Here is a 13,858-nt window from a genome sequence, read left to right as displayed (position 1 = left end):
CTCTAAACCGCCAGGCACACCACCTGCGCCACCCGCAGATCGCGGCGCAGGCCGTCGGCGACGCGGCCGTAGTTCTCGGTGGTGATCGGCTCGCTGGGGGCGAACTCCGAGGCGGCGGGGCGACGGTGCGATCCGAGCACGGCCTTCAGGGTTTCAGGCGCGGTCGTGTAGATGCGGCCCCGGCGCGGGGCCTCGGCCACGGTGACGCCGATCACCCGTCCTGCCGCATCGAGCGCGGGCGCGCCCGAAAGGCCCGAGAGCGTGCCCTTCAAGGTGTCGGTGCGACCGACCTCGGCCCAGACCAGCACGGGCTCGGTCCGGGCGCCCCGGCCGTGGACGACCAGATTCTCGCGTCCCAGCAGGCGCGAGGCGGCTTCACCCGGATGGCCTTGCGGGAAACCGGGGTGATAGGCGCGCGCGCCCCGGCGCAGGGGTTCGTCCAATCCCATCGGCACGGCGGGCGCGCCGCCTTCGGTGGTCAGGACCGCCGCATCGGCGCGGGTGTCGACATGGACCTTGGCGGCCACGCCGCGCCCGTCGGCGACGACAATGGCGGCCTGCTTGCAGCCGTCGACCACATGGCGCGCCGTTAGCCAGACGCCGTCGTCGCCGACCGAAAAGGCCGTGCCTGAGCCCGGCGCCGGCTTGTCGGGCACCTGAACCACGATGGAGGGATCAAACGGCGAGGACGGTCCCAGCGGCAGGCCCTCTTCGCCCGGCACCGGCGGCGGGGGCGGGGGCGCGTCCGACCGCTCCTGGCGGCCGACGGCGACGATCACCAGGGCGCTCACCGCCGCAGCGTAGACTAGCCAGTCGGGAAGCTTGGGGAAATGCACCGGACGACCTCCGGGCGCGAGTGTATCAGCCGCCCACCGCCGCGGCCAGAATGAGCGCGACGCCCAGCTTGGCGCCGACCAGCAGGGCGGCGGCGGCGACCTCGCCCTCGTTGATGCGTTCGGGCAGACCCTTGAGCAGCATGTCGGTGATGCGGAAGACCAGCAACTGCACCGCGATGGTGGCCGCGCCCCAGATGACGATTTCGGTGACCGAGGTCGACGCCCGCAACGACACCGACAGCGGGATGGCCAGGCCGACGAACACGCCGCCCAGCGACAGGGCCGCGGCCGAGTTGCCCTCGCGGATCAGGGTGATTTCCTTGTGCGGGGTCAGCAGCGCGTACAGCGCCGCCCCCAGGATCAGCATCACCAGGGTCACGCCCGCATGCAGCAGGGTGATCGGAAAGCCGGTGGCGAAGGCCTGGACCTCGGGCGACTGAAGCTGGGACGGCATGGACGCAAATGACCCCGATAATCGTGCTGACCCCTGACTAACACGGGTCGGCAAGACTTGCGTAGGGGGCGCCCGTCCGTGGGGAAACAGGCCCTACTTATAGAAGCCCTGGCGCAGGTTGATCCCGTGCTCGACGAAGACCTTCATCGCGCACAGCATCCCGGTCCAGCCTTCGCAGTTGCCGAACGCCGCCTTCTCGTCCGCTGGCGTATCGCCCCAGCCAGCCTCATGGATGCGCACCAGGGTCCGTCCGTCGCCGGTGTCGGCGAAGGTCATGGTGACCATGGTGAAGCCGCCGGTCGCCGCTTCCCAGCGCAGAACGATCTTTTCGTTGGTGACGACTTCGACCACCTCGACCGGGAACGCGCCCGGGAAGTCGTGGAAATCCCAGGTGACCATCGCGCCGGTCTCCAGCCGGCCCTGCGCCCCGCCGGTCGTGAAGTAGCCCGACAGCTTTTGGGGATCGGCGACGGCCTCGAAGACCTCGGCCACGGGCTTGGCGATGCGGCCGCCGACGGTGAATTCGTAGGGCATCGATGTGCTCCGTCCTTGCTGCCTGCGACAATGTGTTATAAATCTATAACATGTCAAGCGAGGACGAATCGGACCTGATCTTCAAGGCGCTGGGCCATCGGGTCCGGCGCCGGATGCTGGATCTGTTGAAGGACGAGCCCCTGACCACGGGCATGCTCTGCGGCCGGTTTCCCGAACTCGATCGCTGCACGGTGATGCAGCATCTGGGCGTGCTGGAAGAGGCCGGGTTGGTGGTGGCCGAGCGGCGCGGGCGCGAGCGGTGGAACCACCTGGACGCCCTGCCGATCCACGCCCTCCACGAACGCTGGATCGGGCCCTACGCGGCCTATGCGGCGAGCATGCTTAGCCGGCTCAAGACGATGGTGGAGGCGGAAGAGGCCTAAGCCGCCTCGTCCTCGTCATCGTCGGAGAGCACGCCCGCCATCGCCGCCAGCGACAGCTTGCGCAGCGCCGAGGCGCGGACCTTTTCGCTCTCGCTCTTCAGCTGGCCGCAGGCGGCGAGGATGTCCCGACCGCGCGGGGTGCGGATCGGCGAGGAATAGCCGGCCTTGTTCAGGATCGCGGCGAACGCCTCGATCGTCGCCCAGTCCGAGCACTGGTAGTCGCTGCCAGGCCAGGGATTGAACGGGATCAGGTTGATCTTGGCCGGGATGCCCTTGATCAGCTTGACGAGGGCGCGCGCTTCCTCGGGGCTGTCGTTGACGCCCTTCAGCATCACGTACTCGAAGGTCACGCGGCGGGCGTTGCTAAGGCCCGGATAGGCGCGGATGCCGGCCATCAGCTCGGCGATCGGGTACTTCTTGTTCAGCGGCACCAGGACGTCGCGCAGCGGGTCGTTGGTGGCGTGCAGGCTGATGGCCAGCATGGCCTGGGTGGTCGAGCCCAGCTTTTCCAGCATCGGCACCACGCCCGAGGTCGACACGGTGATCCGGCGACGCGAGATGGCGATGCCCTCGTTGTCGCTGATGATCTCGATGGCGTCGGCCACCTGGCCCAGATTGTAGAGCGGCTCGCCCATGCCCATGAACACGATGTTCGAGAGCTGGCGATCCTCCTTGTCGGACGGCCATTCCGCCAGGTCGTCCTTGGCCACCTGCACCTGGGCGACGATCTCGGCCGTGGTCAGGTTGCGGACCAGCGGCTGGGTACCCGTGTGGCAGAAGCTGCAGTTCAGCGTGCAGCCGACCTGGCTGGACACGCACAGAGCGCCGGCGCGCCCGACGCCGGGGATGTAGACGCTCTCGACCTCGATGCCGGGCGCCATGCGGATCAGCCACTTGCGGGTGCCGTCCTTGGACACCTGGCGCTCGACGATCTCGGGGCGGGCGATGGTGAAGGCCTCGGCCAGACGCGCGCGAGTCTCCTTGGCCACATCGCTCATGTCGGCGAAGTCGGTGACGCCGCGATGATGGATCCAGCGGAAAATCTGGGTGGCCCGCATCTTGGCCTTGCCGTGCTCGACCACGCCGCTCTCGACCAAGGCCGCGACCAGCTGCGGGCGCGTCAGGCCCGACAGGTTGACCAGCGGCTTGGCGACGGGTTGGGCGGGCGTCGTCTCGGACGAGACGCGCGACAGGTCGAGGGTGACGCTCAAGGGGATGTCCGGCTCTTCGGGGTCGAGGCGGGTCTATAGCAGATCAGGCCCGGTTTTCCAAAAGGACGGCCTGCGACCAAATTCCTGTCATCCCGGCCGCAGCGAAGCGGAGAGCCGGGACCGCCACGAACGCGGAGCTTCCGGCGGTCCCGGATCAGCGCGCTGCGCGCTTGTCCGGGATGACAACTTTAGCAGTTACACCTTCCTGAACCGGCTTCCCTGGCTGGCCATCAGGGCCAGGGCCCAGTCGTCGGGGACGATCTTGGCGATGGCGGCGATCGCCTTGTTCGGCGCGCCAGGCACGCAGATCGAGCGGTTGGCCTCGGCGGCTTCGTAGCCGGCGGCGGCCACCTCGTCGGCGCCCAGCCACATCCACTCGGGCACGCCCTGGCTGACCTGGGCGCGCGTGCCGTTGACGTCGTGGAACTCCGAATAGGTGAAACCCGGGCACAGGGCGGTGACGTGCACCCCGTTGGACAGGTTCTCCAGGTGCAGGCTCTGCGAGAACTTCACCAGAAAGCCCTTGGTCGCCGCGTAGAGCGTGTGGCCCGCCGCGCCGGGAACCAGGCCCGCCAGCGAGGCCACGTTGACGATCCGGCCGAACTTGCGCTCGACCATCCCCGGCAGGACCTTGTGGGTCATCTCGCAGACGCTGGTCAGCATCAGTTGCAGGAACTTGGCCTGATCAGCCCAGCTCGTCGCGTCGTAGGTCCCCGGCAGGCCATAGCCGGCGTTGTTGATCAGGGCGTCGACCTCCCGTCCCTGCTTGGCGATCGCCGAGAGCACGGTGTCGACCCCGCTGACCTCGGCGAGATCGGCCGGAATGGCATAGGCTTCGACGCCCGAGCGCAGCTTGATCTCAGCGGCCAGTCCTTCCAGGCGGTCGACCCGGCGCGCGGTCAAGGCCACGTCATAGCCGTGGCTGGCGTAGATGCGGGCGGAGGCGGCCCCAATGCCGGCGGAGGCGCCGGTGATCAGGGCGAGACGACGGGCCATGACAGAGTGATCCGGTGGAAACTTCGCCAGAGTCGAGCACGGCCCGTGATTTGGTTCAAGCAACCCTCCAGACGCCGGGACGAAAGAGGCGCGCCGGAATGGCGAGGCGCGCCCCTTTCGGATCACGGCCGGGAGGGCGGCGGCCGCGATCGTGGACCCGCCCTAGGCGGCCTGGTCGAGTCCGCCGCGCGCCGCGCCGGCCGCCCAACGCGCCGCCGCCTTGGCGACGCGCTCGCCCAGCAGGCGCGCGGTCTCGCGGTCGCCGGAGGGCGGGGTGATCTCGGGCGAGGCGTTGTCCGACTGAGCGGCCAGACCGATGAACGAGCCGACGCGGTTGATCGTCTCGGGGCCGCGCTCGGCGGCGGTGACGTTCGGCGGCGCCAGGCCCAGGTTGATCCAGTTCATGCCGTGCTGGGCCGCCAGGATGGTCAGACTGGCCAGCGCATGGGCCTTGTCGCCCGCGAAGCTGTGCGAGTTGGTGAAGCCGGCGGCCAGCTTGTCCTTCCAGGCGCTGGTGAAGAACGCGCTGGAGGTGGCGTCGGCGAACACTTTGAATACGCCCGAGACGTCGCCCATGTAGGTCGGGGCGCCGAAGATGACGGCGTCGGCCTGGGTGATCTGGTCGATCAGCGGCGCGAAATCCTGGGTCGCGCTTTCGATCTTCAGCAGCACCGGTGTCTGGCCGGCGTCGCGAACGCCTTCGGCGACCTTCTGGGCCAGGACTTCGGTGTGGCCGTAGCCGGAATGATAGGCGATGGCGACGGTGGTCATGGGTAATCCCTCGCGTTTAGAAACTGAAACGGTAGCGATTACGTAATGACGCCCAATCGCGCCACCAGAGGAACAGCAACAATGTTTGATGCAGTTTTTCGAAGGCTGGAATCAGCGCGGCTGAAGGCCAGGGCTTATGGTCTAGTGAAGTTCGCTCAGAAGATCCGCGACCGTGATCCGGGACAACCGCTCGGCGGCGGCCTGATCTGCAGCCAGGATCGCTGCGCGGACGGCGTCGGGGATCTTCTCGCCCACCGGGCAACCCTTCACGCCCTTGGGCGCGACGCCGAGATGGGCGCAGCCGTTGACGGCCCGCAGTACGACATCAAGGGTGATGGTCTCGGCGGGCTTGAGCAGCCAGGCCCCACCATTGGCGCCGGCGCGGGCGCCGATCAGGCCGGCCTTCCCCAGCATCGCGGTGACCCGGCGGACCACGACCGGGTTCGTCGGCACCGAGGCGGCGAGCTCGGCGCTGGCCACGGCGCGATCGGCCGAGAACGCGGCCTTGTGCGCCAGATAGGCCAGGGCATGGGCCGCGACGGGGAATTTCTGACTGTCCGACATCTCAACCCGGGAACGTAAGGTGGCCGCCCGCGCGTTCAACCGAAAACTGCGCAGCGATGAAAGCGTTCGCCGACGAACAGGCCGCATGATGCGACGCAGCGTGACGATTGAACCGGGCGCGGTTTGGGTGTATCGCGCCGCGCTTGATCGCGATATGGGTCGGCCAGCAGCGTTTTGCGAGGGCTCCCCGGAGGGATTACATGGCTTCCGAAGCCCCCATCGACTCCGCAGCCGACTGTGCGCCTGCGTCCTCAGACATTCCCCAACAAGACGGCGCCGCAACCAACGGTCACGGCCATGACCTGAAGGGCCATGGCTTTTTTGCTCTGGCCCTGGGCTCGGTCGGCGTGGTGTTCGGCGACATCGGCACCAGCCCGCTCTACGCCTTCAAGGAAGCCCTCGCCGCAGCCGCCCATGACGGCGTCACCCGGTCGGAGATCTTCGGCGTCGTCTCGCTGGCCCTGTGGGCGATGTTCCTGATCGTGACGATCAAGTACGTCGTCTTCATCATGCGCGCCGACAACAAGGGCGAAGGCGGGGTGCTCTCGCTGATGGCCCTGGCCCAGCACGCCATGGGGCGGCGCACCACCCTGGTCTTCGCTCTGGGCGTCGCCGGCGCGGCGCTGTTCTACGGCGACGCGGTGATCACGCCGGCCATGTCGGTGCTGTCCGCCGTCGAAGGCCTTCGCACCATCCCCGCCCTTGAACACGGCGTGACCAATGAGGTCGTGCTGCTGATCGCCACGGTGATGCTGCTGGGCCTGTTCTTCATCCAGAGCCGGGGCACGGCCTCGGTCGGCAAGCTTTTCGGCCCGGTCTGCGCCGTTTGGTTTGGCGTGATGTTCTCGCTGGGTCTGATCAATCTGGCCGGCAACCCCGGCATCCTGATGGCGGTGAACCCGTTCTATGCGGTCAAGTTCCTGGCCGAGCACGGCCTGACCGGCTTCATCGTCCTGGGCGCGGTGTTCCTGACCGTGACCGGCGTCGAGGCCCTGACCGCCGACATGGGTCACTTCGGCCGCTGGCCGATCCAGGCCGCCTGGCTGTTCTTCGTCTTGCCGTGCCTGGCCATGAACTATCTGGGCCAAGGCGCCTTCGCCCTGACCACGCTTCAAGCCGCCGAGGCGGCCGGAACCGCGATGCCGGAGCTGAACTGGTTCTTCGAGATGGCCCCCGAGGCGCTGCGCCTGCCGCTGGTGCTGTTGGCCGGTGCGGCGACCGTGATCGCCAGCCAGGCCGTGATCACCGGCGCGTTCTCGCTGACCCAGCAAGCCATCCAGCTGGGCCTGTTGCCGCGCCTCGACGTGCGCCGGACCTCTGAGACCCAATCGGGCCAGATCTTCGTGCCCCAGCTCAACACCATGCTTCTGGTCGGCGTGCTGGCCATCATGTTCACGTTCCAGACGTCCTCGGCCCTGGCCCACGCCTATGGCCTGGCCGTGACCGGCACGATGATCGTGACCACGTGCATGGCCTTCATCGTCATGCGCAAGCTGTGGAAGTGGAGCATGCCGATGGCGCTGCTCTTCCTGGTGCCGTTCCTGGCCCTGGACATCACCTTCCTCAGCGCCAACGCCCTGCGCTTCTTCTCGGGCGGCTGGCTGCCGGTGCTGATCGGCGCGGCGCTGTTCACGGTGATGGCCACCTGGGTGCGCGGCAGCCAGATCCTGACCGACAAGACCCGCCGCGACAGCCTGCCCGTCGCCGACCTGATGGACATCCTGCGCGCCCGCGCCCCGCACCGCGCGCCGGGCACGGCGATCTTCCTGACGTCCGACCCGGACATGACGCCCGTCGCCCTGATGCACAACCTCAAGCACAACAAGGTGCTGCACGAGCGCAACGTCATCCTGACGGTCCGCACCGCCGAGACGCCGCGTGTCGCCGAGGAGGACCGGGTCAAGATCGAGAAGGTCAACGACGACTTCAAGAAGGTCGTGGTCAACTACGGCTTCATGGAAAGCCCGAACATCCCCAAGGCCCTGGCCGTGTGCCGCAAGCAGGGCCTGAAGTTCGACATCATGGCCACCAGCTTCTTCCTCGGCCGCCGCTCGATCGTGCCGTCGGCCAACAGCGGCATGCCGCTGTGGCAGGACCGCCTGTTCATCTACCTGATGAAGAACGCCGCCAACCCGACGGACTTCTTCAAGATCCCGCCCGGCCGCGTGGTCGAGCTGGGCGCCCAGGTGACGGTCTAGGCGATGGAAACGGCCCTGCGGATCATCGGCGACGGTCTGTCGATCGCCGCCCTGACCATCATCGCCACCACCGCCCACGGCGCCTGGAAACGCATCCCGGCCGGCGCGAGCGTGCCGATCGTATGGGGTCGTGACGGCAAGCCGGCGCTTCGGTTCAACAAGGCCGCAGGCCTGCTGTGGATTCCGGTCGCGTCGATGGCGATCATCTTCGCCTTCACCCTGTCGGGCACGACGTTCCGGGCGGAAGGGCTCGAGGCGGTGATGGTGTTCTGCGTGCGCGCCACCCTCGGCGCCGTACTGGCCATGGCCCAGCTTTTCCACCTGCGGTCGGCCATCAAGACGCTGCAGGACGAGGACGTCCTGTAGGCAGCCCTATTAACGCTTGACCCGCGCGGCCTTTCGCCGTTGAAGGCGCGCGACTTTGTGTTTCTCTCCGAAAGGACCCGCTCATGGCCGACAAGTCCGTGAAGAAGGTCGTGCTCGCCTATTCGGGCGGCCTCGACACCTCGATCATCCTGAAGTGGCTGCAGACCGAGTACGGCGCTGAGGTCATCACCTTCACGGCCGACCTGGGCCAGGGCGAAGAGATCGAACCGGCCCGCGCCAAGGCGCTGGCCGCCGGCGTCAAGCCCGAGAACATCTTCATCGAGGACGTCCGCGAGGAGTTCGTGCGCGACTTCGTGTTCCCGATGTTCCGCGCCAACACGGTCTATGAGGGCCAGTATCTGCTCGGCACCTCGATCGCGCGTCCGCTGATCGCCAAGAAGCAGATCGAGATCGCTCGCAAGATGGGCGCCGACGCCGTCAGCCACGGCGCGACCGGCAAGGGCAACGACCAGGTCCGCTTCGAGCTCGGCTACTATGGCCTCGAGCCCGACATCACCGTGATCGCCCCCTGGCGTGAGTGGGACTTCAAGTCCCGTGAGGCCCTGCTGGACTTCGCCGAGAAGCACCAGATCCAGATCACCAAGGACAAGCGCGGCGAAGCGCCGTTCAGCGTCGACGCCAACCTGCTGCACTCCTCGTCCGAGGGTAAGGTCCTGGAAGACCCGGCGGTCGAGGCCCCCGAGTTCGTCCACATGCGCACGATCGCGCCGGAAGACGCGCCCGATAAGCCGACCATCATCACCATCGACTTCGAGAAGGGCGACCCGGTCGCCATCGACGGCGTGGCGATGAGCCCGGCCACCCTGCTGACCAAGCTCAATGAGCTGGGCCGCGACAACGGCATCGGCCGCCTTGACCTCGTCGAGAACCGCTTCGTCGGCATGAAGTCGCGCGGCGTCTACGAGACCCCGGGCGGCACCATCCTGCTGGCCGCTCACCGCGGCATCGAAAGCATCACGCTGGACCGCGGCGCGATGCACCTGAAGGACGAGCTGATGCCGAAGTACGCATCGCTGGTCTACAACGGCTTCTGGTTCTCGCCCGAGCGCGAGATGCTGCAGGCCGCCATCGACTACAGCCAGGACAAGGTCACCGGCAGCGTCCGCGTGAAGCTGTACAAGGGCAATGTCACGGTCATCGGCCGCGAGAGCCCCTACTCGCTTTACGACCAGGACCTGGTCACCTTCGAGGAAGGCAAGGTCGCCTACGACCACCGCGACGCCGGCGGCTTCATCAAGCTCAACGCCCTGCGTCTGCGGGTCCTGGCCAAGCGCGACAAGCGCGGCTAGTCGCGCGTCGGCGCGAAAGGTTGAAGGGCGTCGCGGGGGATACTCGCGGCGCCTTTTTCTATGGGCGATGTCTTTTCTGAGCGCGCGCCGCTATGGCTAGCCCACGCGTCTGAGGGGGTCTGGAGCGATGACACCGGCAAGAGCCTTCAAGTTGGGCGTTGCGCCTGTTGCGCTAGCGCTCTCAATCAGCGCCGCCGCTTCGGCGCAGGTCGCCGAGGCTTCGCCGCCTGAGCCGTCAGGCTTTGCGAGCCAGGCTGATGTACAGGCTCAGCTGAGCGAAATGCTCGGCGCGATGAAGCCTGATCAAGGCTTCGCCTGGCGCCCGCTGGTCCGCGACGGGACCAATGTGGCGGCGATCGAAATCTGGAAGAAGCCGGGCCGTCCCGCTGTGCATCCGAGCGAGGCGGAATACGCGATCGTGCTTGAGGGGGCGGGCACGCTGGTTTCCGGCGGCGCCCTCGTCGATCCGGAGACCCGCAGGCCAGGCCTGGTGGAGGGGAGTCGCATCGAAGGCGGCGCGACGCGGCCGCTTGGCGCAGGTGATGTCATCCTGATCCCCGCAGGCGTCCCTCACTGGTTCGGAATCATCGGGGAGCGCTTGGTGCTGTTGGGGATCAAGCTGCCGGGCGGGAGTTAGCCGCCGCTCACACCCGATTGTACGGGTACCGATCCCGGATCATCCGCTGGAAGAACCGCCCCTTCGAGCGAGATCGATAGAAGGCCTGACTGATCCGTTCGGGCACGCCGACATAGACGTATTCGTCGCCGTCGTGGAACGTGACGAACAGCTTGCCGTGCTCGGGGGTGTAGGTGATTTCGGTGATCGCCGTGGATTCCACTCGCATGGCGCAAAGCCTCCGCGGATGAGGATCGTCATCGGGAAAAGCGAACGAACGGGAGCGAGGTTCCAACGGATCCTTCGCGCGCGACGACGACAGCTATCCCTAACAAGTGTTTAACGCGCAAGTCCCTTAAGGCGCGCGCGGGGGGATGCCAAGCCACCTCGAACCCCGCTAGGGTCGTCCCTTAAGCGGCCCAGAAGGCCGTCGGGAGGAAACAAACACATGCAGCAATCCCACGCGCTGGTGGCGATCGTCACCCTGGTCTCGTTGCTCGTCTATGTCTGGATGATCCTGAGGATTGGCGGCGCCCGCCGTCGCTCGGGCATCGACGCCCCGGCCATGACCGGTGATCCGGAGCTGGAGCGCCACATCCGCGTCCAGGCCAATACGGTCGAGTGGCTAGTGATCTACCTGCCGTCGCTGTGGCTGTTCGCGATCTACTGGAACGACCTGTTCGCCGCCGCCGCCGGCGTCGTGTGGATCATCGGCCGCATCCTCTACGCCCTGGGCTACGCCGCAGACGCCAAGAAGAGAGAGCTGGGCTTCATCATCCAGATGCTGGCCACGGCCGTGCTGCTGTTCGGCGCCCTGGGGCGGGCGATCTACGTCTATGCGGTCGTCGGCGCCTAGCTTTGCTTGGTGGTCCGTGGCGGAGCAGCCTATATCCGCGCCATGGACCACCTGCCCGTCGATCCCGCCCGCTATGGCGCCTTTCTCGTCGCCATGTTCGTCATGGCGATCACGCCAGGGCCCGCCAACCTGTTCGCGATCGCCACGGGCATGGCGCGGGGCAAGACCGCCGCCCTGTTGGGCGTCTTGGGCATGAACACCGCCACCCTGGTCTGGTTCGCCTGTTCGGCGCTCGGCCTGGGCGCCCTGATCATCACCTTTCCCAAGGCCTTTCACGTCCTGGCCCTCGCTGGCGCGGCCTATCTCGTCTGGCTGGGCCTGAAGTCGCTGTGGGCCGGGATCCGGAACCTGGAGAGCCAAGCGTCCGCCAGTGTCAGGGCCGGCCGCTCCGCCTTCTTCGACGGCTTCATGGTGCAGATCGCCAACCCGAAGATCCTGCTGTTCTTCTCGGCTGTGCTGCCACCCTTCCTCGACGTCGACCGCCCGCTGGTCCCGCAGCTGATCATGTTCGCCTGCGCCACCATCGGCATGGACCTGATCAGCATGTCCGCCTACGGCGTCGGCGGCGCGGCGCTGTCCAGCCGGATGAACGAACCGGGCTTCCGTCGCGGCTTTGCGATCCTGGTCGGAATTCTGCTGATCACGGCCGCCGTCCTGATCGTCTCGCGCGGTTAAGTTTCAACCATGAGGCAAAGCGGCCTTGGCGAAACCACAAAGCGCGGCCAGAGTTGTGACAATGTCCAAGGACTCCGCGTGAAGGAGCACGTCATGTCGATCAAGAAGGCCGCCCTCGCCGCCGCGCTGGTCGTGACCGCCGGCCTCGCCGCCTGCGCCACGCCTACGCCGTATCAGCCTCGCGTCACCTCCGGCGCCGTCACCGGCGGCTTCTCGGAGCAGAAGCTGGAAGGCGACCGCTATCGCGTGTCGTTCGCCGGCAACAACCTGACCTCGCGCGAAACCGTCGAGCGCTATCTGCTGTACCGCTCGGCCGAGCTGACGGTGCAGCAAGGGTATGACTGGTTCGAGACCGCTGACCACCGCACGGACCGCACCTCGCGCACCTATGTCGAGCCCGATCCGTTCTCGCGCCCAGGCTTCGGCTTCGGCTATCCGTACGGCTACTGGCGCCCGGCTTGGCGCTATTACGGCCCCGCCTATGGCTGGCGCACCTGGGACCCCTTCTGGGGTGACCCCTTCTTCGCTGATCGCGGCCAGATCCGCACAGTCGAGAAGTTCGAGGCCGGCGCCGAGATCGTCATGCACAAGGGCCAGAAGCCGCAGGGCGATCCCCGCGCCTACGACGCCCGCGAGATCATGGCCAACCTGGCCAGTACGATCGTCCGGCCTGAAGCGAAGTAAGTCGGAAGATGCTCCCCCGCGATGCGGGGGAGCTGTCACGGAGTGACTGAGGGGGCTAGCGCCGCCAAGGCCGAGTTCGCCCCCTCCGGCCCTCTGGGCCACCTCCCCCGCATCGCGGGGGAGGAGCGCGCGACCCTTACCGCGGCGCCATGCGGATGCCGCCGTCCAGGCGGACGTCCTCGCCGTTGAAGTAGCCGCAGGTGATCATGGTGACCGCCAGCTGGGCGTACTCTTCCGGATGACCCAGGCGCTTGGGGAAAGGAACGCTGGCGGCCAGGCCGGCCTTCACCGCTTCCGGCGCGTTGTTCATCAGCGGGGTGTTGAAGATGCCCGGCAGGATGGTGTTGACGCGGATGCCTTCGCTCATCAGGTCACGAGCGATCGGCAGGGTCATGCCCACCACGCCGCCCTTCGAGGCCGAGTAGGCCGCCTGGCCCATCTGGCCGTCCTCGGCCGCCACCGAGGCGGTGTTGACGATCGCGCCGCGCTCGCCGTCTTCTAGCGGCTCAAGGTCCAGCATGCCCTTGGCCGACTTGGCGATGCAGCGGAACGTGCCGACCAGGTTGATCTGGATGATGCGGTCGAAGGCGTCGAGCGGGAAGTGCTTGGTCTCGCCGGTGGCCTTGTCGCGGCTGGCGGTCTTGGCCGCGTTGCCGGTGCCGGCGCAGTTCACCAGGATGCGCTCCTGGCCGTGCGCGGCGCGGGCCTTTTCGAAGCCGGCGTCGACATCGGCGTCGCTGGTCACGTTGACCTTGCAGAACACGCCGCCGATCTCCTTGGCGACCTGCAGACCGCGCTCTTCGTTCATGTCGAAGAGGGCGACCTTGACGCCTTGGGCGGCCAGGGCGCGGGCGGTGGCTTCGCCGAGGCCCGAAGCGCCTCCGGTGACGACGGCGGCGACGGTGTTGTCGAGTTTCATTGGACGTTTCCCTGCTAGTTCGCGTTTGAAGCGTTCGCGTTTAGGATCAAGTTTGAACAGAGGTTTATCCCGATGAGCGGCGGCGCCAAACCGTCCCCCGACGTAAACGTCAACGAGGTGCTGGATCCAGCCAAGGCGCTGGTCCCCGCGACCGTCCGCGTGAACGAAGAGCGCGTGCGCGAGGGCTTCCTGCCGAAAATCCGCAAGGTCGCGGCGAAGATCCCGTTTGCGGCCGACGCCCTGTCGGTCTGGTGGGCCGCGCGCGATCCGGAGACCCCGATGGCGGCCAAGGGCATGATGCTGGCGGGCCTGGCCTATTTCGTCCTGCCGACCGACGCCCTGCCAGACCTTCTGCCGGTCATCGGCTTCACCGACGACGCCGCGGTGATCGCGGCCCTTATGGCCGTCCTCGGCAAGACGCTCAAGCCGCGCCACAAGGAGGCCGCCCAAGCGTTCCTCAATCGGCTTTCCGACGACACCTGACC

The 13,858-nt window shown here is 67.1% G+C and carries 18 protein-coding genes; 9 read left to right on the top strand and 9 right to left on the bottom strand.

Annotation, left to right across the window (positions count from 1 at the left end):
- Positions 1-2: 2 nt before the first annotated feature.
- From J2X45_RS10440 to J2X45_RS10430, 3 genes are all read right to left on the bottom strand, one after another.
- The gene (locus J2X45_RS10440; protein ID WP_310214308.1) at positions 3-836 is read right to left on the bottom strand and encodes a serine protease; all 834 of its coding nucleotides are present in this window, start codon (positions 834-836) and stop codon (positions 3-5) included.
- A gap of 25 nt (positions 837-861) precedes the next feature.
- On the bottom strand, positions 862-1,290 hold the full coding sequence (locus J2X45_RS10435) for a DUF350 domain-containing protein (RefSeq protein ID WP_310214305.1): 429 nt from the start codon (positions 1,288-1,290) through the stop codon (positions 862-864).
- Between the two features lie 93 nt (positions 1,291-1,383).
- Positions 1,384-1,824, bottom strand: a complete 441-nt coding sequence (locus J2X45_RS10430) for an SRPBCC domain-containing protein (protein ID WP_310214302.1) — start codon at positions 1,822-1,824, stop codon at positions 1,384-1,386.
- Positions 1,825-1,874: 50 nt separating this feature from the next.
- Here J2X45_RS10430 and J2X45_RS10425 point away from each other — a divergent pair, with 50 nt between their 5' ends.
- Positions 1,875-2,207, top strand: a complete 333-nt coding sequence (locus J2X45_RS10425; protein ID WP_310214299.1) for a helix-turn-helix domain-containing protein — start codon at positions 1,875-1,877, stop codon at positions 2,205-2,207.
- Here the strand turns inward: J2X45_RS10425 and rlmN are convergent.
- The 4 genes from rlmN to J2X45_RS10405 all read right to left on the bottom strand — a co-directional run bounded on the left by rlmN (position 2,204) and on the right by J2X45_RS10405 (position 5,749).
- The gene (gene rlmN / locus J2X45_RS10420) at positions 2,204-3,418 is read right to left on the bottom strand and encodes a 23S rRNA (adenine(2503)-C(2))-methyltransferase RlmN (protein WP_310214296.1); all 1,215 of its coding nucleotides are present in this window, start codon (positions 3,416-3,418) and stop codon (positions 2,204-2,206) included. The two genes, J2X45_RS10425 and rlmN, sit on opposite strands and share 4 nt — an antisense overlap.
- 195 nt (positions 3,419-3,613) lie before the next feature.
- Positions 3,614-4,414 (bottom strand): SDR family oxidoreductase, encoded by an 801-nt coding sequence (locus J2X45_RS10415; RefSeq protein WP_310214294.1) that lies wholly within the window; start codon positions 4,412-4,414, stop codon positions 3,614-3,616.
- Positions 4,415-4,576: 162 nt separating this feature from the next.
- Positions 4,577-5,185, bottom strand: a complete 609-nt coding sequence (locus J2X45_RS10410; RefSeq protein WP_310214293.1) for a flavodoxin family protein — start codon at positions 5,183-5,185, stop codon at positions 4,577-4,579.
- A 141-nt stretch (positions 5,186-5,326) separates the two neighbouring features.
- Positions 5,327-5,749, bottom strand: coding sequence for an Rrf2 family transcriptional regulator (locus J2X45_RS10405; RefSeq protein WP_310214289.1), 423 nt, complete (start codon positions 5,747-5,749; stop codon positions 5,327-5,329).
- A gap of 200 nt (positions 5,750-5,949) precedes the next feature.
- Here J2X45_RS10405 and J2X45_RS10400 point away from each other — a divergent pair, with 200 nt between their 5' ends.
- The 4 genes from J2X45_RS10400 to J2X45_RS10385 all read left to right on the top strand — a co-directional run bounded on the left by J2X45_RS10400 (position 5,950) and on the right by J2X45_RS10385 (position 10,260).
- Positions 5,950-7,947, top strand: a complete 1,998-nt coding sequence (locus tag J2X45_RS10400) for a potassium transporter Kup (protein WP_310214288.1) — start codon at positions 5,950-5,952, stop codon at positions 7,945-7,947.
- A 3-nt stretch (positions 7,948-7,950) separates the two neighbouring features.
- Positions 7,951-8,313: a hypothetical protein gene (locus J2X45_RS10395; RefSeq protein ID WP_310214285.1), complete on the top strand. Its 363-nt coding sequence runs from the start codon at positions 7,951-7,953 to the stop codon at positions 8,311-8,313.
- 83 nt (positions 8,314-8,396) lie between these two features.
- On the top strand, positions 8,397-9,623 hold the full coding sequence (locus J2X45_RS10390) for an argininosuccinate synthase (RefSeq protein WP_310214283.1): 1,227 nt from the start codon (positions 8,397-8,399) through the stop codon (positions 9,621-9,623).
- A gap of 127 nt (positions 9,624-9,750) precedes the next feature.
- Positions 9,751-10,260, top strand: coding sequence for a cupin domain-containing protein (locus J2X45_RS10385; RefSeq protein WP_310214282.1), 510 nt, complete (start codon positions 9,751-9,753; stop codon positions 10,258-10,260).
- 7 nt (positions 10,261-10,267) lie between these two features.
- On the opposite strand, the gene J2X45_RS10380 is transcribed toward J2X45_RS10385, so the two are convergent.
- Positions 10,268-10,468, bottom strand: coding sequence for a KTSC domain-containing protein (locus J2X45_RS10380; RefSeq protein WP_310214279.1), 201 nt, complete (start codon positions 10,466-10,468; stop codon positions 10,268-10,270).
- 219 nt (positions 10,469-10,687) lie between these two features.
- Between J2X45_RS10380 and J2X45_RS10375 the strand changes: the two genes are divergently transcribed.
- From J2X45_RS10375 to J2X45_RS10365, 3 genes are all read left to right on the top strand, one after another.
- Positions 10,688-11,095, top strand: coding sequence for an MAPEG family protein (locus J2X45_RS10375; RefSeq protein WP_310214276.1), 408 nt, complete (start codon positions 10,688-10,690; stop codon positions 11,093-11,095).
- 6 nt (positions 11,096-11,101) lie between these two features.
- Complete coding sequence (locus J2X45_RS10370; protein ID WP_310214273.1) at positions 11,102-11,770, top strand: LysE family translocator; 669 nt, start codon at positions 11,102-11,104, stop codon at positions 11,768-11,770.
- 93 nt (positions 11,771-11,863) lie between these two features.
- Complete coding sequence (locus J2X45_RS10365) at positions 11,864-12,454, top strand: CC0125/CC1285 family lipoprotein (protein ID WP_310214271.1); 591 nt, start codon at positions 11,864-11,866, stop codon at positions 12,452-12,454.
- 136 nt (positions 12,455-12,590) lie between these two features.
- Here J2X45_RS10365 and J2X45_RS10360 read toward each other — a convergent pair whose 3' ends face one another.
- On the bottom strand, positions 12,591-13,373 hold the full coding sequence (locus J2X45_RS10360; RefSeq protein ID WP_096052862.1) for an SDR family NAD(P)-dependent oxidoreductase: 783 nt from the start codon (positions 13,371-13,373) through the stop codon (positions 12,591-12,593).
- Between the two features lie 72 nt (positions 13,374-13,445).
- On the opposite strand from J2X45_RS10360, the gene J2X45_RS10355 reads away from it, so the two are divergent.
- Positions 13,446-13,856, top strand: a complete 411-nt coding sequence (locus J2X45_RS10355; protein WP_310214269.1) for a YkvA family protein — start codon at positions 13,446-13,448, stop codon at positions 13,854-13,856.
- Positions 13,857-13,858: the final 2 nt, after the last annotated feature.

The sequence above is a fragment of the Caulobacter sp. BE264 genome, assembly GCF_031457805.1.
GTDB lineage: Bacteria > Pseudomonadota > Alphaproteobacteria > Caulobacterales > Caulobacteraceae > Caulobacter.
This window is presented reverse-complemented; position numbering and strand designations above follow the sequence as displayed.

Coding starts and splice junctions, on each gene's coding strand:
- J2X45_RS10435 (WP_310214305.1), bottom strand. CDS start 1,290: ATGCCGTCCCAGCTTCAGTCGCCCGAGGTCCAGGCCTTCGCCACCGGC.
- J2X45_RS10430 (WP_310214302.1), bottom strand. CDS start 1,824: ATGCCCTACGAATTCACCGTCGGCGGCCGCATCGCCAAGCCCGTGGCC.
- J2X45_RS10425 (WP_310214299.1), top strand. CDS start 1,875: ATGTCAAGCGAGGACGAATCGGACCTGATCTTCAAGGCGCTGGGCCAT.
- J2X45_RS10415 (WP_310214294.1), bottom strand. CDS start 4,414: ATGGCCCGTCGTCTCGCCCTGATCACCGGCGCCTCCGCCGGCATTGGG.
- J2X45_RS10410 (WP_310214293.1), bottom strand. CDS start 5,185: ATGACCACCGTCGCCATCGCCTATCATTCCGGCTACGGCCACACCGAA.
- J2X45_RS10405 (WP_310214289.1), bottom strand. CDS start 5,749: ATGTCGGACAGTCAGAAATTCCCCGTCGCGGCCCATGCCCTGGCCTAT.
- J2X45_RS10400 (WP_310214288.1), top strand. CDS start 5,950: ATGGCTTCCGAAGCCCCCATCGACTCCGCAGCCGACTGTGCGCCTGCG.
- J2X45_RS10395 (WP_310214285.1), top strand. CDS start 7,951: ATGGAAACGGCCCTGCGGATCATCGGCGACGGTCTGTCGATCGCCGCC.
- J2X45_RS10390 (WP_310214283.1), top strand. CDS start 8,397: ATGGCCGACAAGTCCGTGAAGAAGGTCGTGCTCGCCTATTCGGGCGGC.
- J2X45_RS10385 (WP_310214282.1), top strand. CDS start 9,751: ATGACACCGGCAAGAGCCTTCAAGTTGGGCGTTGCGCCTGTTGCGCTA.
- J2X45_RS10380 (WP_310214279.1), bottom strand. CDS start 10,468: ATGCGAGTGGAATCCACGGCGATCACCGAAATCACCTACACCCCCGAG.
- J2X45_RS10375 (WP_310214276.1), top strand. CDS start 10,688: ATGCAGCAATCCCACGCGCTGGTGGCGATCGTCACCCTGGTCTCGTTG.
- J2X45_RS10365 (WP_310214271.1), top strand. CDS start 11,864: ATGTCGATCAAGAAGGCCGCCCTCGCCGCCGCGCTGGTCGTGACCGCC.
- J2X45_RS10360 (WP_096052862.1), bottom strand. CDS start 13,373: ATGAAACTCGACAACACCGTCGCCGCCGTCGTCACCGGAGGCGCTTCG.
- J2X45_RS10355 (WP_310214269.1), top strand. CDS start 13,446: ATGAGCGGCGGCGCCAAACCGTCCCCCGACGTAAACGTCAACGAGGTG.